This window comes from Vibrio sp. 1402 (genome assembly GCF_033340275.1).
Genome location: NZ_JAWOWE010000006.1, coordinates 15,408 through 39,010 on the forward strand (window position 1 = coordinate 15,408; position 23,603 = coordinate 39,010).

Sequence of the window (23,603 nt, forward strand, 5' to 3'; positions counted from 1 at the left end):
TTTTTCTCCGTTTAACCAAGATCGCCGAAACGAACTTGTAAGGCTGTAATTGCTGTCAGAGCCGCTGTTTCGGTACGCAGAACGCGAGGGCCGAGTAGCGTTTCTTCAAATTGGTATTCTCGAGTCATCTCGATTTCTTCAGACGATAAACCGCCTTCAGGACCGATCAGTAGGCGCACTTTTTCAACCGGGGTTGGCAAAGTGTTGATTGAGTATTTAGCACGAGGGTGAAGGTTAAGCTTTAAACCATCGTACTCTTCTTTACACCACTCTTCCAAGCTCATAATTGGACGAATTTCGGGCACGACATTACGCCCACATTGCTCACAGGCACTGATGGCGATTTTCTGCCATTGCGCGAGTTTTTTCTCAAAACGCTTTTGGTCAAGCTTGACACCACAACGTTCAGAAATCAGAGGAGTGATGGTATTGACGCCAAGTTCAACAGACTTTTGGATGGTGAACTCCATCTTATCGCCACGTGAAATGACTTGACCAAGGTGCAGATCTAAAGGGGATTCAATACTGTTTTCTACGCGCTCGGTGATGTTAACCAAAACTGATTTTTTGCTGACTTCACTGATAACCGCTGGGAACTCTGCGCCACTGCCGTCAAAAAGGAGAACGTCTTGGCCTTCTTTCATGCGCAAAACACGACCGATATGGCCTGCTGCGTCGTCACTTAAAGCAAGTGAGCCAAGTTGATGAATGGTTTCTGGATGATAAATTCGAGGGGTACGCATGAGATTTCCAGCAAGAGAATAAACTTAAACCCTAACATGGATGCTTTGCACCGAAAAAACAAGGGGCAAGAAGCGTTTCAATATCAGTAATTGAAACGCTTCGAGGTCGGAGGTTACAGTGCGCGGCAGGCTTCTTGAACAAATGGGTTGTGATTGCCCTGTACTTTTGCAATGCGCTCGTCACGCTCACATTCCCATTTATCGACAGGATAGGTTTTGTTCCAAGCACTCATTAATTGCGTTTGCTGCTTCGACAGTTTGAAACCGTACTCTTTGCTCATGTATAGATAGGTACGAGCAATTGAGCCACGCGCACGGTCTGGTGGCATGACTTTACGCTGCTTAAAGTTCACTTGCATCTCACAGCGACCATAACTCACGCCATCCATACCGTTCCATTGGCTGAAGTTGTAGTTCGAACGGTCACCGTTTACTTCACCAATAGCAGGAGTTAGGTTGTGCAAGTCTGCTTCCATCAAACGAAAAGTTTTGTCTTTTTTCTTACAGTTTTTACGTCCGCCATCTTGCCAGCATTGACGCTGGTGGCCAAATTGCCACGCAGGAACCACATGCTCCCATTCGATTCGTGCAGCCCGTTTTTCTTGTTTACGGACTTGGTAGCCGCAAGAGGCTAAATCGGGTAAGCCTTTCTTGCCTTGCCATTGAATGTTACAGCCACAGTAGAAGCTTGTTGGATGGTCTTGATAAATTTTGACCGCCTCACGTTTGGCTGCAGAGAATGAGCTCGGTGGCGCGGCAATCGCAGTGCTAGAAAGCGCGATAAGCAACAGAGAGAATAAGTATTTCATGATAAAAGTCTTTATAAAGTATGACTTTATTCATGATAACACGCATAAAATAGCTTTAGTGATGAGTAAGTTAACAATAGTTGGCGAAGGGAAGGTTTTGATCAAATCGATCTTTATTTTGGGAACGCAAGTAACACTATGAGGTAAGGGCTACGATAATTGAATACCGGTGAAGTTAAGTGGTTGGCGGCATTTTTGACAAGAGTACGTCGCCTCTTTGCGCAGCACTTTATTATGACGGCGAATCGATAGAGGGTAGGTCATACAACCACAACGATACTCAAAGGTTTTACCTTGAACGGATTTTACTTCAAAGCTGTGAGTGGTTTTGGCTGGTACGTTAAATACGGCTTCCATGACGCCTTTCCATTCTTTGCCGTGAGGCCTAACTCGCCCGTAAACCTGATAAGTAATCAGGTGTGCTACTTCATGAGGAATGACTTCATCTAAGAATGCTTGGGTGTTTTCGCGAAATAAAACAGAGTTTAGGCGTACTTGATTTAATTGAAGGTAGGCTTTTCCTGCCGCTTTCCCACGAACGTCGAAGGTGATTGTTGGAATCGGGAAAGAACGTTTGAAAGCTTGTTCCGCCATCGCGATACAGTCCGCCATCACTTGCTTGGCTTTATAGCTGAGTTCTATATCCACAATTCACCTCGATAAATCAAATAAAAAAGCCCCCGCATTTGCGAGGGCCAGATCATAGCATCAGTTAATTATGGTGTGTGTTTTTTCTTGATGGTGGCATGGTAAGCGTGCCATGTACCGTAGCCTAGAACTGGCATGGTAAACAACATTCCGATCCCGTAGGTCGCAAAGCCGATAAGAATACCGCCACAGATGATCGCTGCCCAAACAATCATTGCTGGAATGTTGGATTTCACGGCATTAAAGCTGGTAAATACAGCGGTCATCATGTCTACGCGACGCTCCATCATGAGCGGAATAGAAAAGGCTGAAATGCTAAACACCACACAAGCCAAAACAAAGCCAACTAAAGAGCCGATGACAAGGAAGGGTAGGAACTCACTTAAAGGTGCCCCTTGAACAGAAGGGTAGAGCGCATGAAGTAGAGCGGCAATGCGCATCCAAAATATCATACACACTGCGAGTAACACGGCGAACGCCCATTGAGATGTTGAGTTACGACCGATCGCTTTCATTGAATGGAACAAGCTTGCTTTGTGTCCGCGCTCTCTCTCCCAACTGGCATCATACAAGCCCAGCGCGAGAAACGGACCGATTAACATGTAAACAATCAAACTGGGCATGACGACCAAGTGTGTGCCTTGCCACTGTACGAGCAAAACAATGCCTATCGCAGCTGCCATAAAACAGATGCCATAGAAAGCACTAATAAGTGGCATTCGCACGAAATCATGCAGACCTAATGCTAGCCAATGAAAAGGTGCAGAAAGATTGACCGTATTGCACGGTATGGTTCTGGCGTATTCGTTGTCTGGCACTTCCTTTCGCTTGTTGTGGAAGTCCGATGGATTAACAGTTCGAGGCATAACTCCTCCTTGATTTATTCCCACATTATCCGCTTATACCAACTGACAGCGGTTTTTGTTCAGTCAAACTTGAAGCGACTTTTTCAAGTTTACATCTGAGCATTGGCTTAGTTTGGTATCGGCCATAAAGATGCCTGACTCATGTCTTTACTTAAGTGTTGCTTCCACAGTCGCCAGCATCCGACGTCTCTATTTAAATTGGAATTAACAATATTTTAACTATTGGCGGAGATGGGATAATTTACAAATAATTGCTTAAAATTTATTCGGTATAAAAATGAGGGAGAAACAGGACTGCTTTGTGGCGCAGGGCGGTATGAGTCGAAATGACTAGATAAAAGTTGCTGAAAATAAAAAGCCCCCACCATAGGCGAGGGCTTGATTGATTCTTGCATGGCTTGATTATTTGATGCCAGCGAAATCGCGTAGAAGTGCAGCTTTGTCTGTTGCTTCCCACGGGAATTCTTCACGACCGAAGTGACCGTAAGCCGCTGTCTTCTTGTAGATAGGTTGAAGAAGGTTAAGCATTTCTTGTAGACCGTATGGACGTAGGTCGAAGAATTGACGAACCGCTTCAATGATGATGTCGTGAGATACTTTCTCAGTACCGAACGTTTCCACCATGATAGACGTTGGATCAGCAACACCGATTGCGTAAGAAAGTTGGATCTCACAACGGTCAGCCATGCCTGCCGCTACGATGTTTTTCGCTACGTAGCGTGCTGCGTATGCTGCACTACGGTCAACTTTTGATGGATCTTTACCAGAAAACGCACCGCCACCGTGACGAGCTGCGCCGCCGTAGGTATCTACGATGATCTTACGACCAGTTAGACCACAGTCACCCATAGGACCACCGATTACGAAGCGACCGGTTGGATTAATGAAGAAGTTTGTTTCTTTGTTGATCCACTCAGAAGGTAGCACTGGCTTAATGATCTCTTCCATTACCGCTTCACGCAGGTCTGAAGTTGAGATTGAGTCACAGTGTTGAGTTGAAAGAACAACCGCGTCGATACCAACGATGTTACCTTGATCGTATTGGAATGTTACCTGAGATTTTGCATCAGGACGCAACCAAGGTAGTGTGCCGTTTTTACGAACTTCTGCTTGCTTTTGAACAAGACGGTGAGAGTAAGTAATTGGCGCTGGCATTAGTACTTCAGTTTCGTTACAAGCGTAACCAAACATGATGCCTTGGTCGCCTGCACCTTGTTCTTTAGGGTCAGCTTTATCAACACCTTGGTTGATATCTGGCGACTGTTTACCGATTGTGTTTAGTACCGCACAAGAATCTGCGTCAAAGCCCATATCTGAATGTACGTAGCCGATTTCACGAACGGTTTCACGAGTTAACTCTTCGATGTCTACCCATGCTGAAGTCGTGATTTCACCACCCACCATTACCATACCGGTTTTAACGTAAGTCTCACATGCAACACGAGCCTTTGGATCTTGCTCTAGAATCGCGTCAAGAACCGCATCAGAAATCTGGTCTGCAATTTTATCTGGATGACCTTCTGATACTGACTCAGAAGTAAACAGGTGCTTAGCCATGTTAGCTCCACTATATCTGGTTTAAAACTGGGGAATGATAAACTCTCCAGCGCAAATTAATACTAATTTTTGTAGGTGTATCTACATCTAGACGTCTATTCTAAATTTGATTGCTCGAATTACAAGCTCTTTTTTGGTTTTTGTTATAACCAAACGTTTGCCTGATTTATTGATAATTTTAAGAACTTCGAACGATTTGGCGCGAAAGGTGCAATATTTGTGAGGTTTTGGACTGGAAAACGTTTGCACACCCAACAGGGCTTTGAGAGAATTATGACCTACTTTTCGTTTCGCTTAATGTACTCAGGAGCAGACATGTCGTCTCGTAAACATCTTGCCAATGCAATTCGTGCTCTAAGCATGGATGGTGTTCAACAAGCTAACTCAGGCCACCCAGGCGCACCAATGGGTATGGCTGATATCGCTGAAGTTCTTTGGCGCTCTCACCTAAACCATAACCCTTCAAACCCAGAGTGGGCCGACCGCGATCGCTTTGTGCTGTCAAACGGTCATGGGTCAATGCTTATTTACTCTCTACTGCACTTAAGCGGTTACGCGCTATCTATTGACGATCTGAAAAACTTCCGTCAATTGCACTCAAAAACCCCAGGTCACCCAGAGTACGGCTACGCGCCTGGTATCGAGACAACAACTGGTCCTCTAGGTCAAGGCATCACTAACGCTGTTGGTATGGCGATCGCAGAGAAAGCACTAGCGGCACAGTTCAACAAAGAAGGTCACGATATCGTTGACCACTTTACGTATGTGTTCATGGGTGACGGCTGTCTAATGGAAGGCATCTCGCATGAAGCATGCTCTCTTGCTGGGACGTTAGGTCTAGGCAAACTGATCGCGTTCTGGGATGACAACGGCATTTCTATCGACGGTCACGTTGAAGGCTGGTTCTCTGACGATACACCTAAGCGTTTTGAAGCGTACGGCTGGCATGTAATCCCAGCAGTCGATGGTCACGACTCAGACGCGATCAACGCAGCAATTGAAGCAGCAAAAGCGGACCCACGTCCTACGCTTATCTGTACCAAAACAATTATCGGTTTCGGTTCTCCTAACAAGTCTGGTTCGCACGACTGTCACGGTGCACCACTAGGTCACGATGAAATCCAAGCGGCTCGCGAATACCTAGGTTGGGAGTACGGCCCATTTGAGATCCCGGCAGATGTTTACGCTGAGTGGGATGCAAAAGAAGCGGGCGCCGCGAAAGAAGCAGCTTGGAATGAAAAATTCGAAGCATACGCTGCAGCTTACCCTGCAGAAGCGGCAGAGCTTAAACGTCGTCTAAACGGCGAACTTCCTGCACAGTGGGAAGAAAAAGCGAACCAAATCATTGCCGATCTTCAAGCAAATCCAGCGAACATTGCATCACGTAAAGCGTCGCAAAATGCACTAGAAGCGTTTGGTCAAATGCTTCCTGAGTTTATGGGTGGTTCTGCTGACCTAGCGCCTTCTAACCTGACCATGTGGTCTGGTTCTAAGTCTCTAGAAATGGAGGACTTCTCTGGCAACTACATCCACTACGGTGTGCGTGAATTCGGTATGACCGCTATCATCAACGGTATCGCATTGCACGGTGGTTTCGTTCCTTACGGCGCAACATTCCTAATGTTCATGGAATACGCTCGTAACGCAATGCGTATGGCTGCGCTGATGAAAATTCAGAACATCCAAGTTTACACGCATGATTCGATCGGTCTTGGCGAAGATGGCCCAACTCACCAACCTGTTGAGCAAATGGCGTCTCTACGTGTAACTCCAAACATGAGCACATGGCGCCCATGTGACCAAGTTGAGTCTGCAGTTGCATGGAAAATAGCGATTGAACGTAAAGATGCACCAACTGCACTTATCTTCTCTCGTCAAAACCTAGCGCAACAAGAGCGTACTGCTGAACAAGTCGCAGACATCGCGAAAGGTGCTTACATCCTGAAAGATAGCGAAGGTAAGCCTGAGCTAATCCTTATCGCAACAGGTTCTGAGGTTGAGCTTGCAGTGAAAGCCGCTGAGCAACTAACTTCAGAAGGCAAGAAAGTACGCGTTGTTTCAATGCCATCAACAGATGCTTTCGACAAACAAGACGCCGCTTACCGTGAAGCTGTACTGCCATCAGACGTAACGGCACGTATCGCTATTGAAGCGGGCATTGCTGATTTCTGGTACAAGTACGTTGGCTTCGACGGTCGCATCATCGGTATGACAACATTCGGTGAATCTGCACCTGCTGGTCAGCTATTCGAGATGTTTGGCTTCACGACTGAAAACGTAGTGAACACAGCAAAAGAATTGCTAGCGTAATTGCAGGGCCGTCTAAACAGTCGAACGTAAACGACGATTGTTAAACGCTAAAGTTAGAAAGGCCATCATTATGATGGCCTTTTTATTTTTGTCAGGTTTTCCAACCTTGTGGAATGCTTTGGTGAATGCAGTCTAAAAGTACGGATAAGCGCAGTGGTGGTCGTCCTGCTGGTGTATAGCAGTTAATGGAAATAGGCTCAGAAAGCCAACCTTCTAAGCAAGGTGTGATTCGCCCTGGGTGATGTTTCTCATAGCCGAATGCTGTCCAAGTCGGCAGCAGTCCAATACCATGACCATTCGCGATACTGTCTATTTGCATTGCTATGTTGTCGCTGTATAACCGACTAACAAAGGGTTCTAAAAAGAACTCACCGTGTTGAGGGTGTGCTAGCATCAATCCATTTTCTTGCACTGAACCAAAATCGATCCATGGATGTGCTTCAAGTTCTTTGGGGTGCGGTATAGGCCCATGTTGTTTTAGATAATTTGGAGAGGCAAAAGGCGTATAGCGAAATACCCCCAGCACTTCTTTTCGCCAGTCTAGCTCTTTACGTTCACCGAGCCAGATGAACAAATCTGGGTCATGATGCGCCTCAGAAAAGTCACTGGTAAGTTGAACTCTAACATCGGGATTATCAGCAAGAAAACGATTGAGTACGCCGCCGAGCCAGCTTCTAACTAAGGCAGTATGACAAACAATATGCAGTGGCCCTGAAACTTGGTTCGTTAAACCTTGCAGTGCATCATAACTCTCTTCGCTTAACTCAAGAATCTGGCGGCTGTAGTGGGCAAAGATTTCTCCAGCTCTTGTCAGAACTAATCGATTACCTTGTCTGGCGGTTAGAGCCTGACCGAAGTCTTCTTCTAATTGTGCCAAGCGACGACTTAGCGTTGATTTTGGCTGATTAAGGGCTTTAGCAGCGGCTGTCAAACTTTTATGCTGATTGAGCGCATCAAAGGCTCTAATTGATGCTAAGTCGTGCATATTTCTTTTACTCCTTACTGCGTTATGTACGAGTTCCATAAATGGAAAGAACCGTTCCATAACTCTCACTATGCATCTCATTCTATTTGTGAATAATTCACTTTCGAAAATAATAATCATTATCAATTATGGAGATGTAGATGTCTACTCTTAGACTGCCAGTTATTACCGCAACTGGTATTTTAGCCTTCGTCAGTGTCCCTCATGTTTTTGCCAATGATGCAGTTTCTAAAATGGAAACAGTGGTTGTAACTGCATCAAGCTACGAGCAATCTCAAGCGGACGCGCCTGCAAGTATTAGTGTTATTTCACGTGAGGAGTTGGACTCCCGTTATTACCGCGATGTGACTGATGCACTAAAAAGTGTGCCAGGTGTTGTCGTGACAGGTGGTGGTGATACCACCGACATTAGTATCCGTGGTATGGGTTCTAAATACACTTTGATACTGGTCGACGGTAAACGTCAAAGCACGCGTGAAACTCGTCCAAATAGTGACGGTCCTGGTATCGAACAAGGTTGGTTACCTCCTCTTCAAGCGATTGAGCGAATCGAAGTTATTCGTGGCCCAATGTCGACGCTTTACGGTTCTGATGCGATTGGTGGTGTGATTAACGTCATCACACGAAAAGATGCGCTAGAGTGGACAGGTAATGTTCAACTGGGCACGGTACTACAAGAGAATAGCCGCTCAGGGGGAGAGCAGAGCGCGAACTTTTTCGTTAATGGTCCGTTGGCTGAAAATTTATCTCTCCAAGTATATGGTCAGTACACAACCAGAGAAGAAGATGACATCGAATACGGTTATGAAGATAAAGATATGCAGAGTATCTCTTCAAAACTGACTTACCAGATTAATGAGCGCCATTCGGTGCAATTAGAAGGTGGCACGTCGGCACAAAGTCGTCGTGGCAATGTGGGCCTTTCAGTGCCGACCACAGGGTGTCGTGGTGGGTGTGAAGATTCACTGAATGAATATCGCCGTAATTACGTAACGGTAAGCCACAACGGTGATTGGGATTCGGTCGGAATTTCAGATACTTACTTACAGCGAGAAGAGAGCGAGAACAAATCTCGTGAGATGACGATCACCAACACCACGTTCAAATCGAGCTTGGTGACTGGTATTGGAAACCATACGTTGACGACGGGTGTGGACGCTACTCATGCAGAGCTTGAGGATTTCACCTCCAACAAAGCGTCATCGAAGACTGAAACATCGAATACGCAGTGGGCTGTTTTCATTGAAGATGAATGGAGAATTGCTGATCCGTTTAGCGTTACGCTTGGCGGCCGTCTAGATCATGACGAAAACTATGGCGCGCATTTTAGTCCGCGTGTTTACGGTGTATGGCGAGTTGATCCGTCTTGGACGGTGAAAGGCGGTGTGGCAACAGGTTTCCGTTCTCCACAATTACGTGAAATTACTCCTGGCTGGGCGCAAGTCAGTGGTGGCGGTAATATCTACGGTAACCCAGATCTTGACCCTGAAACGTCGCTAAACAAAGAAATCAGCGTCTTGTATCAAGGTGATTCTGGCTTAGATGTCTCTTTGACAGCGTTCCATAACGAATTCAAAGACAAGATCACACGTGTTGTTTGTCCAGACACTATCTGTACTGATGGTCCAAACCAATGGGGCGCAGATCCAACGTACCGTATTAACGTGGATGAAGCCGTCACACAAGGTATTGAAGCGACCTTAGCATCGCCGTTAACGGAAACCATTTACCTTAGCTCGAGCTACACATTTACCGACTCAGAGCAAAAAACAGGTGAATACAAAGGCATGCCGCTGCAGCAGTTACCAAAGCATCTGTTTAATGTGGATGTGACTTGGCAAACGACAACAGATCTAGAGAGCTGGGCGAAAGTCACGTACCGAGGTAAAGAAATGGATCCGGTTACTGGCCCATCAAGAAACAGTATTGTAGAACCAGCTTATACCTTTGTGGACGCCGGTGTGACATACCAGTTAACCGACAATACTCGTATTAAAGGCGCTATCTATAACTTGCTGGACGAGGAAATCAGTTACGAAGAATATGGATATATTGAAGATGGTCGTCGCTACTGGTTAGGTTTAGACGTCGCATTTTAATTATCTATCGTTGTAATAAGGTCGAGCATAGTCTCGACCTTTTTTAATCCTGCTTTACTGTGATTCAACAGGTGCGTTTGTCAGCCTGATCAGGTAGTATCTGTGACACGAAATTTTTGGTAGGGCGAAGGATAAATGCTAAAGGTTGCGATCAATGGATTTGGACGTATAGGTCGTAATGTTCTGCGAGCGGTGTATGAAAGCGGAAAACACCAGCAGATCAAGGTTGTGGCGGTTAACGAACTAGCACAGCCAGAGGCGATGGCACACCTACTGCAATATGACACCAGTCATGGTCGCTTTGGTAAAAAAATTTCCCATGACCAAGAACATTTGCATGTTCATCATGACAGCGGTGAATATGATTCCATTCGCATTCTCCATCTCTCCGAAATCGAATTACTTCCTTGGCGTGATTTAGAAGTTGATATCGTCTTGGATTGCACTGGCGTATTTGGTTCGCAAGCGGATGGGCAAGCGCATATAGAAGCTGGCGCGAAGAAAGTACTGTTTTCGCACCCGGGCGCAAACGACCTAGATAATACGATTATCTATGGCGTGAACCACGAAACTCTGAAAGACGAGCACCGTGTTGTCTCCAATGGCTCTTGCACCACCAACTGTATCGTTCCCATCATTAAAGTATTAGACGAAGCCTTCGGCATAGAGTCTGGCACCATTACCACAATTCATTCGTCCATGAACGATCAACAAGTAATTGATGCGTATCATAACGACTTACGCCGTACCCGCGCTGCAAGCCAATCTATTATTCCGGTGGACACTAAGTTGCATAAGGGGATTGAAAGAATCTTCCCGAAATTTTCCAACAAATTCGAAGCGATTTCTGTTCGTGTTCCAACGGTTAACGTCACTGCAATGGATTTAAGTGTCACAATTAGTACAAATGTGAAAGTTAATGACGTAAATCAAACCATTGTTAACGCATCTCAGTGTACATTACGTAACATTGTTGACTATACTGAATCGCCACTCGTTTCCATCGACTTTAACCACGACCCCCATAGTGCGATTGTGGATGGAAGCCAGACTAGAGTGAGTAACGGGCAACTCGTAAAAATGCTCGTTTGGTGCGACAACGAATGGGGCTTTGCTAACCGGATGCTGGATACTGCCTTAGCAATGCAAGCTTCTTCGCAAGTGGAACAGTAATGACGAAGAAGTGATGGAGAATTTTTATTTCAAGCCTTGAAATAAATCCATAATATCTCCATATCTATAACCAGTTTGAAGAATTAACAGGCTTGGCAGGGTTGCCGAGTTTTCAAAAACTTTAATTATTAAATATTTGAGAGGACACATCATGTCTGTAATCAAGATGACTGACCTGGATCTTGCAGGTAAACGTGTATTTATCCGTGCTGACCTAAACGTGCCAGTAAAAGACGGTAAAGTAACTTCGGATGCACGTATCATCGCATCTCTTCCAACTATTAAGCACTGCCTAGAAGCAGGCGCTAAAGTAATGGTTACGTCTCACCTAGGTCGCCCAACTGAAGGTGAATACGCTGAAGAGTTCTCTCTACAACCAGTTGTTAACTACCTAAACGACGCACTAGATTGCGAAGTGAAGCTAGCAAAAGACTACCTAGATGGCCTAGAGCTAAATGCGGGTGAACTTGTTGTTCTTGAAAACGTTCGCTTCAACAAAGGCGAAAAGAAAAACGACGAAGAGCTATCTAAGAAATATGCAGCACTATGTGACGTATTCGTAATGGACGCATTCGGTACGGCTCACCGTGCTCAAGCATCTACTCACGGCGTTGGCATGCACGCAGACGTAGCATGTGCTGGTCCTCTACTAGCAAACGAACTAGAAGCGCTAGGCAAAGCAATGGACAAGCCAGCTCGTCCAATGGTTGCTATCGTAGGTGGTTCAAAAGTTTCTACTAAGCTAACTGTTCTTGAGTCTCTATCTAAAATCGCTGACCAACTCGTTGTTGGTGGTGGTATTGCTAACACATTCATCGCAGCTGCTGGCCACAACGTTGGTAAGTCTCTATACGAAGCAGACCTAGTTGAAACAGCTAAGAAGCTAATGGACGAGTGTGCAATTCCAGTAGCAACTGACGTTGCATGTGCGAAAGCATTTGACGAGAACGCAGAAGCTGAAATCAAGCACGTTTCTGAAGTACAAGACGACGACATGATCTTCGACCTTGGTCCAGATTCAACTGCTGAACTAGCTGAAATCCTTAAAAACGCTAAGACTATCCTATGGAACGGTCCAGTAGGCGTATTCGAATTCAAGAACTTCGAAGCAGGTACTAAAGGTATCTCTGAAGCTATCGCAGCTTCTGAAGGCTTCTCTGTTGCAGGCGGTGGTGACACGCTAGCGGCTATCGACAAGTTCGGTATCAAAGCGGATGTATCTTACATCTCTACTGGCGGCGGCGCTTTCCTTGAGTTCGTAGAAGGTAAAGTTCTTCCAGCAGTAGAAATGCTAGAAGCACGCGCTAAGTAATTAAAGCAAAGCGGGGGAGTGATTCTCCCGCTTTCTTGTTTGCTGCAACGTGTGAGGAACTCTGCTAGAATAGCCTCAGTTGTGAGCAAACGTTTGCAAGATTTTCAACTTAACAAGTTTTGTTTAAAAACGACAGATAAATAGGATTACATCCATGTCTAAGATCTTCGACTTCGTAAAACCAGGTGTTATCTCTGGCGATGACGTTCAGAAAGTATTTGAAGTTGCAAAAGAAAACAGCTTTGCACTTCCAGCAGTAAACTGTGTGGGTACTGACTCTGTAAACGCAGTACTTGAAGCAGCTGCAAAAGTTAAAGCTCCAGTTATCGTTCAGTTCTCTAACGGTGGCGCTGCTTTCTTTGCTGGTAAAGGTCTAAAACTTGAAGGTCAAGAAGCTCAAATCCTAGGTGCTGTTGCTGGTGCGAAATACGTTCACGCTGTAGCTGAAGCTTACGGTGTTCCAGTAATCCTACACACTGACCACGCAGCTAAGAAACTACTTCCTTGGATCGACGGTCTACTAGACGCTGGTGAAGAGTACTTCGCGCAAACTGGTAAGCCACTATTCTCTTCTCACATGATCGACCTTTCTGAAGAGTCTCTAGAAGAGAACATCGAAATTTCTGCTAAGTACCTAGAGCGCATGGCTAAAATGAACATGACTCTAGAAATCGAACTAGGTTGTACTGGTGGTGAAGAAGACGGCGTTGACAACTCTGATATGGATGCGTCTGAGCTATACACTTCTCCAGAAGACGTTGCATACGCATACGAGAAACTAAGCGCAATCAGCCACCGTTTCACTATCGCAGCATCTTTCGGTAACGTACACGGCGTATACAAGCCAGGTAACGTTGTACTAACTCCAACTATCCTACGTGATTCTCAAGCGCACGTTTCTGAGAAATTCGGTCTTCCAGCGAACTCTCTAAACTTCGTATTCCACGGTGGTTCAGGTTCTTCTCTAGAAGAAATCCGTGAATCTATCGGCTACGGTGTAATCAAAATGAACATCGATACTGATACACAGTGGGCTACTTGGGATGGTATCCGTAAGTTCGAAGCTGAAAACCACGATTACCTACAAGGTCAGATCGGTAACCCAACTGGTGAAGATGCACCAAACAAGAAGTACTACGATCCACGCGTATGGCTACGTGCAGGCCAAGCTTCAATGGTTACTCGTCTAGAGCAAGCATTTGCTGACCTTAACGCAGTTGACGTACTATAATCGTTACTGATTAAGTTACTTAAAAACCCGCTCTTTGAGCGGGTTTTTTTTATATCTATCATTTTCTTCCCCTCTGCTTTCTCCCGATATTTTTATGCGTTAGGTTGTATTTGCTAGTGAGATATCTCACCTTTAACGTTTTTTTTAAAGAAAACATGGGAATATCAGTCTTAAGAGTGGCGAAATCAGAGTGCATTGCGTAACCTGTAACAAGTCAGTGTCAGAAAGCTCTGATAAAGTCTTGTTTTGCATATCTTTGCGAAACTCTGACTTTGAAAAAAGTCAGAGTTGGGATATTGTGCCAAAAATCTGACACTGTTCAGTGGAGCAATAGGGATGTTGTTTTAGAAAAGAGCCTTTAAAAAACAAGGTTCATAAATTAACGGCAATTGGATTTATATCTCTTTATTTTTGAGGATAAGAATTATGGCAGGTGAATCGGTGGGTATCGATACCACTTTAACGGATGGTCTAACTCAGGCTGAAACTTGGCTGACAAACAATTCAGATCTACTGGTTCAGTACGGTGTGAACATTATCTCTGCGGTGCTTATTCTGTTTATCGGTAATCTTATCGTTAAGGCAGTCGCTGGTAGTGTTTCTAAAGTACTAGAAAAGAAAAACATGGATAAGGCCGTCGTTGAATTTATTCACGGTCTTGTTCGTTACTTGCTATTTGTAATCGTGCTAATCGCGGCTCTTGGTCGATTAGGAGTTCAAACCGCTTCTGTTGTTGCTGTGATTGGTGCGGCAGGTCTTGCTGTTGGTCTTGCACTACAAGGTTCACTATCAAACTTTGCAGCAGGCGTACTTATTGTTGCGTTCCGTCCATTCAAATCAGGCGACTACGTAGAAATCGGTGGTGTAGCGGGTAGTGTTGAAGCAATTCAAATCTTCCAAACCGTTCTAAAAACACCAGACAACAAAATGGTTGTTGTGCCTAACTCTTCAGTTATCGGCGGTGCCATTACTAACTACTCTCGCCATGCGACACGACGTGTCGACCTAGTGATTGGTGTTTCATACAAAGCAGACCTTAAACTAACGAAGAAAGTGATTCGTGAGACGCTAGAGAAAGATCCACGTATCTTGAAAGACCCAGATATCACAATTGGTGTACTTACGTTAGCAGACTCTTCAGTTAACTTTGTGGTTCGTCCATGGGTGAAAACTGCAGATTACTGGGGCGTATACTTTGATGCAATGCAAGGTATTAAAGAAGCATTGGATGAAAATGGTATCGAGATTCCATTCCCACAAATGGATGTTCACCTGAACAAAGTCGACGCTTAATCAAAAGCAGTCGATATTCAAAAGCGAGGCCAATAGGCCTCGCTTTTTTATATTTCGTAAAGGGTGTGATGACCAGCAAGTAAGAGGCGTTTTAGATGTTTACCTGCAAATCCAAATGTGAACTCAGGTAAGCCAGGCGTATAGAGCAACTCTTGATGTTGATAGAGATTGGTATCAACAATGATAGTGATGTATTCCGGTAAGCCTATTGGGCAAACCGCGCCGGGTACGCAACCTAACACTTCGACCATTTCATCATCATTACAAATAGAGGGACGTTTACCTGTAATCGCTTTAATCTGCTTGGCATCGAGGCGCGAGTCCTTATCTGTCAGATAAACCGCGTAACCTTGTCCTTTGAGTGTTAAAAAGAGGCTTTTGGTATGCGTACCCGTCCAACCAAGCTCTCTCGCAATGCGTATATCTGTCTCAAAGTCTAAGATGGCTTCGTGCTGCCATTCCCGAAAAGGAATAGAGAGCGCGTTGAATCGCTCTCTATTGTTGTTATAAATATGTTTTAGTGACTCCATGTCTTTGCTGCCTTACTACCTGGTGATTACCAATACTTATCAATAAGCTCACTCGCTAAGATATACGCTATTGTGAACATCATCATTGCGATTGCAATGTCGATGGTTTTTTTCACTTTTGGTTGAGAGAGTGTTGGACCTAGTTTGGCTGCTCCTATCGATAAAGTGTAGAACCAAACAAAGGAAGCCATAATCGTACCTAGTGCAAAAGCAATGCGATCATGGCCTTCAAATTGTCCACCGATCGAACCTAGAATAACGACTGTATCTAAATATAAGTGCGGATTAAGCACAGTGACAGCTAACGCACCTAGAATAACCGTTCGACGACCTCGAGCTACGATCTCCCCTTTTGATTCCGATTCACTCTCTGGCTTAAAAGCACTTTTTAGCGAGAGCAGTCCATAGAAGCTCAAGAAAGCAATACCACCAAGTGTCACCGACGTCAGTAAGATTTCATTTTGAGACAGAATTGCACCACCACCAAAGATACCTAGAGAGATGAAAATCATATCTAGCACGCTACAAATAGTGGCGGTTGTTAGGTGGTGGTTACGCTTTATGCCTTGATTCAAAACATACGCATTTTGCGCCCCGATCGGAATGATCATTGATGCTCCTAAACCAAAACCTTGCAATAGAACCCACAAGCTCACACTTCACCTCACTTCAAAATAACAAATACATTTACAGAAAGGGGAAAGATAAAGTGTTTATCTAAATAAGTGTAATTAATGATTTTAATCTTACATTAGATAGACTAATTTAACGGGAGGCGTTTGATCTGGAGTGAGAGGGAAGGTATGCGAGGGTTAGATTACAAATGGATTGAGGCATTAGACGCTATAGTTTATCAGGGTAGCTTTGAGCGTGCTGCTGAGCATTTATTTGTTTCTCAATCCGCCATTTCTCAACGTATCAAGCAGTTAGAGAAGTTTCTCGCGCAGCCTGTTTTAATTCGAAGCCAGCCACCTAAGCCAACGCCAATTGGTAAAAAATTGTTGGGTCTTTATCGGCGAGTACGCTTGCTAGAGCATGAAATTCTCCCCGAACTAAAGAATGATACCAGTACGCGACCTGTGCAACTCTCTTTAGCGACTAATGCAGATAGCCTTGCAACATGGCTACTGCCAGCGCTGCAAAATGTTATGAAGCAGCGTCAAGTTGAACTAAAACTGACTATCTATGGTGAATACCGCTCTATTGAAAAACTCAAAAGTGGCGAAGTGACAGGAGCGATCAGCTTGGAGTCCCAGCCAATCCCCGGATGCAGAGCAGACTATTTAGGTCGCATCGATTATGTTTGTGTCGCGAGCCCAGAGTTCTATCAGCGTTATTTTTCTAAAGGCGTAAATAATCAGACATTGGCAAAAGCACCGGCCGTTTCATATGACCAATATGATGATCTACATAAAACATTTCTTACCGAGCATTTTAACGTCAATCCTGACAGCGTTATTCATCACAACATCAGTAGTTCTGAAGCGTTTCTAAAAGTGGCGTTAGCTGGTGTTGCTTATTGCTTGATCCCCCGCTTGCAAATTACCGACGAATTAGACAGAGGTGTGTTGGTTGATGTGACTCCAGGTTTTTTAATGTCCCATCGGATTTATTGGCACCACTGGCAGTTAGAAACTGGGGTATTACAAGAAATCTCACACGCAATAGTGGGGTATGCGCAGCAGCATCTACCTCAATAAGTTTGTCAGAGCTGCATATCGTTAACTTAGTGTGTTTTGTTTAAAAATTACGCCAATGTTACATAGTCAAAGTTGTGTTAGAAGTCACTATGGGTGCTTGGATAATCGGCGGAAGTTTCTATTATGAAACCACACGCTTTCTCAGCCATGATAGTGATGTTGGAATCTGAGATTAAGTACTTAATTTTGTATGGATGGATTTATTGAATGAAATTGTATTCATTTTTGCTGGCTTCAGCACTCAGCCTTACCAGTGCTTCAGTTTTGGCGAATACGCCAGAGTTTGCTCATGTTACGACAACGGGGTATGGCGAAGTGACGGCCACACCTGATATGGCTACGTTTTCTGTAAAAGTAGTCGATACGACAATGACGGCCGAACAAGCGAAATTGTCCGTGGATAAAACCGTTGAAGAGTTTCTAAAAAGCTTATCGGATGCCGGCTTGTCAAAAGACAATATTACTAGCTCGAATTTATACCTTGCTCCTCAGTACCATTACCCTAAATCAGGAAAAGCAGAACTTGTTGGGTATCGAGCATCTCGCAGTATTGATGTCACGGTGACGGATCTGAAAAACCTTAACCAATACCTAGATATGGCGTTAGAAGCGGGAATTAATCAGGTTGATAATATTCAACTTAAGGTAAGCAACCAAGCCGAGTATCAGCAAAAGGCACGAATGGCTGCGATTAAGGACGCAAGAGAAAAAGCAGGGTCATTAGCGACTGGTTTTGAGAAAAAGTTGGGCGATGTATGGCAGATCAATTACAGACAGATGCACGTTCAGCCTGTGTTAATGCGTTCAATGGCGATGGATAGTAAAGAAGGAGCGAATAGCTACCAAGATTCAACCATGATCATTCGCGATCAAGTCGATGTCATTTATAAGCTAAAGTAAGGCTTAGCAAACAGTAAAAAGCAAAAGGCAGGGAGTTACAACCCCTGCCTTTGTCGTTTCTGTTTCACTGTTTAGTGAAGGATACGAGCACGGATTGTGCCTTCAATGTTTTTGAGCTTTGTTAGAGCTTCTTCTGCTCGTTCAGTTTCAACGTCGATCACTACGTAGCCTATTTCAGCGGCTGTTTGTAGGTACTGCGCGGCAATGTTAATGCCTTCTTCAGCAAAGATGGTGTTGATCTGAGTTAGAATACCAGGACGGTTCTTGTGGATATGAAGCAGACGAGAGCACTCACCACTGTGTTCTGGTAATGACACTTCAGGGAAGTTTACGCTTGAAAGTGTCGATCCGTTATCAGAGTACTTAGCCAGTTTACCCGCCACTTCTAAGCCGATATTTTCTTGTGCTTCTTGTGTTGAACCACCAACGTGTGGAGTGAGGATGACGTTATCGAATTTTTGTAAAGGAGACTCGAACGGGTCAGCATTCGTTTTTGGTTCAGTTGGGAATACATCAATTGCAGCGCCAGCAAGGTGACCAGCTTCTAAGCTATGGCAAAGTGCAGGAATATCCACAACGGTGCCACGTGCCGCGTTGATAAAGATGGAACCTGGTTTCATTCGAGCAAATTCAGCTTCACCCATCATGTTTTTCGTTTCCGGTGTTTCGGGAACGTGCAAAGAAATTACATCACATTTGTTCAATAGTTCACTCATGGTATGTACTTGCGTCGCATTACCAAGGGACAGTTTGTTCTCAATATCGTAGTAGTAAACGCGCATACCTAAGTTTTCGGCAATAATACCAAGCTGCGTACCAATGTGACCGTATCCGATAATGCCAAGGCACTTACCACGAGCTTCGTAAGAGTTGTCTGCACTTTTCTTCCAAATACCGCGATGTGCAAGTGCATTCTTTTCAGGAATACCACGCACTAGTAAAAGGATTTGCCCAAGTACAAGCTCTGCCACGCTTCGAGTGTTAGAGAATGGTGCATTAAAGACAGGAATACCGCGTTTTGCTGCTGCGTCTAGGTTTACTTGGTTAGTACCAATACAAAAACAGCCAATTGCAACCAGCTTGTTCGCCGCATTGATTACCTCTTCGGATAGGTTCGTACGGGAGCGGATACCAATGAAGTGTACGTCTTTTACCGCTTCAATTAGTTCTTCTTCCGGAAGGGAACCTTTATGGTATTCAATGTTGGTATAACCAGCTGCTTGAAGAACTTCAACTGAAGAAGGGTGGAGTCCCTCTAACAAGAGGATCTTAATCTTTTCTTTTTCCAGTGAAACTTTGGCCATTTTTTCTCGTCCTTAAAATGGAAAGGTGGGCTAATGTGGCGCACATTGGACAAAACTATTAAAAAGGGGATAATTAACAGTTTTGTAGGAAGACAAACGTTTCCCTGTGCGTCTTCTGTTCAATAAAGTAACAAAAAAAAATTGCTTTGGGTAAGAAAATTACGGAATAAGAGATAATTTTCTTATAGAAAGGAATAAAAAACGGTGCCTTGCAGCACCGTATGTAATGAAATAACAGAAAAGTGAACCAGATAGGTTCATTTTGGGCTGTTATTTATTCTTCAATTTTTGCACCTTCTGGTGTGCCAGTGATCACTACGTCTGCACCACGATGAGCGAAAAGACCCACAGTCACCACACCAGCGATGCCGTTTATTTTGTCTTCCATTTCTTTCGGGTTGGTAATTTGCATATTGTGCACATCCAGAATCACGTTGCCGTTGTCAGTCACAACGCCTTCACGGTAAGCTGGATCACCACCTAGTTTTACCAATTCACGAGCCACGTAAGAGCGTGCCATTGGGATTACTTCAATAGGCAATGGGAACTGGCCAAGTACGTCAACTGCTTTAGTGCCGTCAACGATACATACGAACTTATCAGAGATTGCTGCGACAATTTTCTCACGAGTCAGAGCCGCGCCGCCGCCTTTGATCATTTCACGTGCTGGGTTGATCTCATCAGCGCCATCAACATACACATCCAGCTTCATTACATCGTTACACTCGTATACTTCAATACCAAGCTCTTTAAGGCGCTCAGTTGAAGCGACAGAGCTAGACACTGCACCTTTAATATCATCTTTGATAGTGCCTAGTGCATCGATGAAGTGATTCACGGTAGAGCCAGTACCAACACCGACAATGCTGCCTTTCTCAACATATTTTAGTGCTGCCCAACCAGCCGCTTTTTTCATTTCATCTTGAGTCATGCCAATCTCCTGAATAGATGTTCGTTAACGTTTGCGGGCGTGATTATAGCGGCTTACTTGTCACTTTCCCATTGCCATATTTGGCTTGGGGTCACGATCTTAGGTAATGGAATGTCCCAGCTTTCAATTGGTAAGCGTTCTACATGTTGGCAGTCATGAGCGATACCAACAGGTTTAGCTCCCTCTCCAGTTATAAACCAACGTGACAGAGTACGATCGTAGTACCCTCCGCCCATGCCTAAGCGGTGTCCGATACTGTCGAACCCAACTAAAGGCGTGCAGATTAAATCAAGCTGGCTAACGGGTTTGAGGTGTCTGATATCGAGCTTGGGCTCTAAGATGCCGTACTTGTTGTAGACGAGCTGTTCATCACTTACATACTGAAGAAACAGTAACTGACCTTTAGAAAAGGGATGGATGACGGGCAGATAAACCGATTTTCCCTGTTGCCATAACCATTCAATGAGCGGTTTAGTATCAAGCTCACCGTCTGCAGAAAGGTAGATGGCAATATGTTGCGCCTGATCGATTTCAGGAAGTTGGGAAAATTGAGTAATAAGGTCGATTCCCGCTTGGTATTGCGTATCACTGCACAGAGCGTTGCGCTTTTCACGAATCAGTTTGCGGAAGTCTTGTCGAGAGAGGTCTGACATAGAGAGAATACCCCAGGGTGCCGTTGAGGATTGTGGCCCTTGAACCAGCTGGTTCAAGGCGGATCAGCAATGACAACCGTAGGCTTCTCGGTGCATGCCGAGCTTGCTCAATAGTTACCAAATACTAACCCTTAGGTATTGCTTATCGGCTCAGGGACTTAAATCCTGCTGACGCACACCCCAGGGTAAATTTTGTATTTACTGCTGTCCTTGCGTAACTTTGCTTAGTGCGTTCTCTAAAGACGCGGTGAGCTTTTCCATTCGCTCAGTAATTTCTTGCTGTTGACCATTGGATTCGTATGACTTGGTGTGCAACTCATAGCAAATATTCAATGCAGCAAAGGTCAGCAGTTGGATTTCATTGGTTACCTTAGTACGTTCGCTCATTTCTTTCAATCGGCGATCAAGATCTTTTGCCGCTGCAACAAGAGACTCTTCTTGTCCTGTCGGACAATTCACACGTGTAAGTTTGCCTAATATTTCAACGTCGATCGCTTGATTGCTCATGATGAATAAACTCTATATTCGCGCTATCTAAGGTGTTGCTTCATACAACTACCGAGGAGCAAACTATAGGAAAACCGCTATTAAGATTCAAGCATTTCCCATCACAGAAAGAGAAATGATGACGAGATCACACAGGAATTGGGCAAATTGAACAAATGCTGTCCAAAATTGAATTTGATAGCCGTTTCAGACCACTAACCTTGATGGTAGGATATACCAATACATTATTACGCAAGAATGAGCCAAGTTATGAGTGAAATCACCCTTCCTGAATACCAATCTATTGCTGCTGAACTGCAATCGGCAAGCCTGGCTGTGACACCGGCGGAGTTACATGGCTTATTTGTTGGCATGTTAAGTGGTGGATTGGCGATCAATGATCAAACTTGGCAGCCGATTCTTTTTGACTACACCAATGATGGGATGGGGTGGCCCTCGACAGCACTCACTTTTGCTCAGAGCATATTCAACGTTACTGTTAATGAGCTTACTGGCACATCAATGGAGCTGTCTTTACTATTGCCAGATGAGCCGGGCGAAGAAGGCTTATTCGCATTAGCCGACAGTGTGTCCGACTTTGTAAACCACTTTATTTCTGGGCTAGGTCTAGCAGGCGTTGCGCTTAACAAAGCATCTGATGACGCTAAAGAAGCACTGGCTGATCTAGAAGAGATTGCCAAATTAGGCATTGATGAAGATGACGATCTTGGTGAACAAGCGCAATTGCTAGAGCAAGTGATTGAGCACATCAAAGCTTGCGTACTAACGATTCATGCTGAATTTGGTGTTCGTCCTGAAAGCAGCGACAAAAAACCTACTATTCACTAATCGTAGACCGTCCAGAGGTTAGTATGAAGCAATATGATGTAGTCATTGCTGGTGGTGCCATGGCTGGTGCAACGTTAGCATTGGCGATTGACCATTTGTCTCAGGGAAAGCTCCGCATTGCCGTCGTTGAGCCTTTTAAAGCACAATCAGATATGCACCCTGGTTTTGACTCTCGCTCAATCGCATTGTCTTACGGTACTGTCAATCTGTTGCGTCAACTACAGCTCTGGACGTCAGTAGAACCGTTTGTCACACCCATTGAACATATCCACGTTTCTGACCGTTCTCATGCTGGGATGACGGAGATTACCAAGCAAGAGGTTGGGGTTGAAGCTCTAGGGTATGTTGTAGAATTAGCCGATGTTGGGCGTGTATATCAAGAATTATTAGACAGTAGCGAGTCAATTACGCTGTTTTGTCCTGACTCCGTTACCGATATCGAGCGCGAGCAAAACTGTACCCATGTGACGTTGAAAAGTGGTGAGCAACTTGAAGCAAAACTGCTGGTGGCTGCAGATGGTGCTGTTTCGACCTGTTGTCAGAAAATTGGTCTAGAACTTTCTGAGCAAGATTTTGAACAAGTGGCTGTCATTGCCAATATTGTGACTCAAGAACCTCATCAAGGTAGAGCCTTTGAACGTTTTACTGAGAATGGCCCAGTTGCTTTATTGCCAATGAGTGACAATCGAATGTCCTTAGTTTGGTGTTTGCACCCTGAAGAAGCCCAAGCCGTTCTTGAGTTATCTGATCAAGCATTTCTCCAGCGTTTACAGAACGATTTTGGTTGGCGTTTAGGCGCGATGAAAAAAGTGGGGCGCCGTGCAAGTTACCCATTGCTTCTTCGCCATCGAAAGCAAAATATTTCACATCGCTTTGCGATTGTTGGAAATGCGGCGCAAACGCTGCACCCGATAGCTGGACAAGGCTTTAATCTCGGTATTCGCGATGTAGTCTCACTAGCAGAAGAAATTGTGCAGCAAAGTGAGGATGTGGGTCTTTATCAAGGCCTGATGCGCTTTAGTCAACGTAGAGAAGCAGATCGAAGCGAAACTATTTGGCTAACCAGTGCCTTAGTGCATGTTTTTTCAAATGATTTACCCGCGATGCGAATTGGCCGAAATACTGCCTTAGCAGCGATGGATAACCTTTCTATTTTTAAGCAGCCGCTACTACGCCATACACTTGGCTTGGTAAAACGATGAACGGCCGCACTGAATTAGGTAA

The 23,603-nt window shown here is 44.7% G+C and carries 22 protein-coding genes and 1 other RNA gene; 10 read left to right on the top strand and 13 right to left on the bottom strand.

Going from position 1 to position 23,603, the window contains the following annotated elements:
• Window positions 1-11: 11 nt before the first annotated feature.
• From rsmE to metK, 5 genes are all read right to left on the bottom strand, one after another.
• Window positions 12-743, bottom strand: a complete 732-nt coding sequence (rsmE, locus tag R7044_RS12915; protein WP_025768830.1) for a 16S rRNA (uracil(1498)-N(3))-methyltransferase — start codon at window positions 741-743, stop codon at window positions 12-14.
• Window positions 744-856: 113 nt separating this feature from the next.
• Window positions 857-1,552 (bottom strand): deoxyribonuclease I, encoded by a 696-nt coding sequence (gene endA / locus R7044_RS12920; protein WP_025768831.1) that lies wholly within the window; start codon window positions 1,550-1,552, stop codon window positions 857-859.
• A gap of 150 nt (window positions 1,553-1,702) precedes the next feature.
• The gene (locus R7044_RS12925) at window positions 1,703-2,200 is read right to left on the bottom strand and encodes a SprT family zinc-dependent metalloprotease (RefSeq protein WP_064377331.1); all 498 of its coding nucleotides are present in this window, start codon (window positions 2,198-2,200) and stop codon (window positions 1,703-1,705) included.
• A 68-nt stretch (window positions 2,201-2,268) separates the two neighbouring features.
• Window positions 2,269-3,066: a DUF2189 domain-containing protein gene (locus R7044_RS12930; RefSeq protein WP_064377333.1), complete on the bottom strand. Its 798-nt coding sequence runs from the start codon at window positions 3,064-3,066 to the stop codon at window positions 2,269-2,271.
• A 402-nt stretch (window positions 3,067-3,468) separates the two neighbouring features.
• Window positions 3,469-4,623, bottom strand: coding sequence for a methionine adenosyltransferase (metK, locus tag R7044_RS12935; RefSeq protein WP_005381027.1), 1,155 nt, complete (start codon window positions 4,621-4,623; stop codon window positions 3,469-3,471).
• Window positions 4,624-4,938: 315 nt separating this feature from the next.
• Between metK and tkt the strand changes: the two genes are divergently transcribed.
• A complete protein-coding gene (tkt, locus tag R7044_RS12940) occupies window positions 4,939-6,933 on the top strand; it encodes a transketolase (protein ID WP_225455621.1) in 1,995 nt (664 codons plus the stop codon).
• A gap of 91 nt (window positions 6,934-7,024) precedes the next feature.
• On the opposite strand, the gene R7044_RS12945 is transcribed toward tkt, so the two are convergent.
• Window positions 7,025-7,918 carry a LysR family transcriptional regulator gene (locus R7044_RS12945; RefSeq protein ID WP_085570063.1) on the bottom strand — a complete coding sequence of 298 codons (894 nt, stop codon included), beginning with the start codon at window positions 7,916-7,918 and terminating at the stop codon, window positions 7,025-7,027.
• Between the two features lie 140 nt (window positions 7,919-8,058).
• On the opposite strand from R7044_RS12945, the gene R7044_RS12950 reads away from it, so the two are divergent.
• From R7044_RS12950 to mscS, 5 genes are all read left to right on the top strand, one after another.
• Window positions 8,059-10,017: a ligand-gated channel protein gene (locus tag R7044_RS12950; RefSeq protein ID WP_065274858.1), complete on the top strand. Its 1,959-nt coding sequence runs from the start codon at window positions 8,059-8,061 to the stop codon at window positions 10,015-10,017.
• Between the two features lie 135 nt (window positions 10,018-10,152).
• Window positions 10,153-11,190: an erythrose-4-phosphate dehydrogenase gene (epd, locus tag R7044_RS12955; protein ID WP_005384545.1), complete on the top strand. Its 1,038-nt coding sequence runs from the start codon at window positions 10,153-10,155 to the stop codon at window positions 11,188-11,190.
• A 151-nt stretch (window positions 11,191-11,341) separates the two neighbouring features.
• Window positions 11,342-12,502 carry a phosphoglycerate kinase gene (locus R7044_RS12960; RefSeq protein ID WP_005384547.1) on the top strand — a complete coding sequence of 387 codons (1,161 nt, stop codon included), beginning with the start codon at window positions 11,342-11,344 and terminating at the stop codon, window positions 12,500-12,502.
• Window positions 12,503-12,656: 154 nt separating this feature from the next.
• Entirely contained in the window at window positions 12,657-13,733 is a 1,077-nt protein-coding gene (gene fbaA, locus R7044_RS12965; RefSeq protein WP_005380996.1) for a class II fructose-bisphosphate aldolase, read from the top strand.
• A 426-nt stretch (window positions 13,734-14,159) separates the two neighbouring features.
• Window positions 14,160-15,026: a small-conductance mechanosensitive channel MscS gene (gene mscS, locus R7044_RS12970; RefSeq protein ID WP_005384548.1), complete on the top strand. Its 867-nt coding sequence runs from the start codon at window positions 14,160-14,162 to the stop codon at window positions 15,024-15,026.
• Window positions 15,027-15,073: 47 nt separating this feature from the next.
• On the opposite strand, the gene R7044_RS12975 is transcribed toward mscS, so the two are convergent.
• Both R7044_RS12975 and R7044_RS12980 read right to left on the bottom strand, forming a co-directional pair.
• A complete protein-coding gene (locus R7044_RS12975) occupies window positions 15,074-15,556 on the bottom strand; it encodes a YbaK/EbsC family protein (RefSeq protein WP_042521288.1) in 483 nt (160 codons plus the stop codon).
• Window positions 15,557-15,582: 26 nt separating this feature from the next.
• Window positions 15,583-16,212: a LysE/ArgO family amino acid transporter gene (locus R7044_RS12980; protein WP_031780897.1), complete on the bottom strand. Its 630-nt coding sequence runs from the start codon at window positions 16,210-16,212 to the stop codon at window positions 15,583-15,585.
• 147 nt (window positions 16,213-16,359) lie between these two features.
• On the opposite strand from R7044_RS12980, the gene R7044_RS12985 reads away from it, so the two are divergent.
• Both R7044_RS12985 and R7044_RS12990 read left to right on the top strand, forming a co-directional pair.
• Window positions 16,360-17,256, top strand: a complete 897-nt coding sequence (locus tag R7044_RS12985; protein WP_005380990.1) for a LysR family transcriptional regulator ArgP — start codon at window positions 16,360-16,362, stop codon at window positions 17,254-17,256.
• Window positions 17,257-17,463: 207 nt separating this feature from the next.
• Window positions 17,464-18,156: an oxidative stress defense protein gene (locus tag R7044_RS12990; RefSeq protein WP_005384550.1), complete on the top strand. Its 693-nt coding sequence runs from the start codon at window positions 17,464-17,466 to the stop codon at window positions 18,154-18,156.
• Between the two features lie 71 nt (window positions 18,157-18,227).
• On the opposite strand, the gene serA is transcribed toward R7044_RS12990, so the two are convergent.
• The 5 genes from serA to R7044_RS13015 all read right to left on the bottom strand — a co-directional run bounded on the left by serA (window position 18,228) and on the right by R7044_RS13015 (window position 21,551).
• Window positions 18,228-19,460 (bottom strand): phosphoglycerate dehydrogenase, encoded by a 1,233-nt coding sequence (serA, locus tag R7044_RS12995; protein ID WP_017821632.1) that lies wholly within the window; start codon window positions 19,458-19,460, stop codon window positions 18,228-18,230.
• 274 nt (window positions 19,461-19,734) lie between these two features.
• The gene (rpiA, locus tag R7044_RS13000; RefSeq protein WP_132936934.1) at window positions 19,735-20,391 is read right to left on the bottom strand and encodes a ribose-5-phosphate isomerase RpiA; all 657 of its coding nucleotides are present in this window, start codon (window positions 20,389-20,391) and stop codon (window positions 19,735-19,737) included.
• Between the two features lie 53 nt (window positions 20,392-20,444).
• Window positions 20,445-21,044 carry a 5-formyltetrahydrofolate cyclo-ligase gene (locus R7044_RS13005; RefSeq protein WP_132936933.1) on the bottom strand — a complete coding sequence of 200 codons (600 nt, stop codon included), beginning with the start codon at window positions 21,042-21,044 and terminating at the stop codon, window positions 20,445-20,447.
• Window positions 21,045-21,049: 5 nt separating this feature from the next.
• Window positions 21,050-21,234: non-coding RNA, 6S RNA (ssrS, locus tag R7044_RS13010), on the bottom strand.
• 8 nt (window positions 21,235-21,242) lie between these two features.
• Complete coding sequence (locus tag R7044_RS13015; protein ID WP_005384553.1) at window positions 21,243-21,551, bottom strand: cell division protein ZapA; 309 nt, start codon at window positions 21,549-21,551, stop codon at window positions 21,243-21,245.
• A 249-nt stretch (window positions 21,552-21,800) separates the two neighbouring features.
• Between R7044_RS13015 and R7044_RS13020 the strand changes: the two genes are divergently transcribed.
• Together R7044_RS13020 and ubiH are read left to right on the top strand one after the other, a co-directional pair.
• Entirely contained in the window at window positions 21,801-22,379 is a 579-nt protein-coding gene (locus R7044_RS13020; protein ID WP_005380976.1) for a YecA family protein, read from the top strand.
• A 23-nt stretch (window positions 22,380-22,402) separates the two neighbouring features.
• A complete protein-coding gene (gene ubiH, locus R7044_RS13025) occupies window positions 22,403-23,581 on the top strand; it encodes a 2-octaprenyl-6-methoxyphenyl hydroxylase (RefSeq protein WP_005380974.1) in 1,179 nt (392 codons plus the stop codon).
• Window positions 23,582-23,603: the final 22 nt, after the last annotated feature.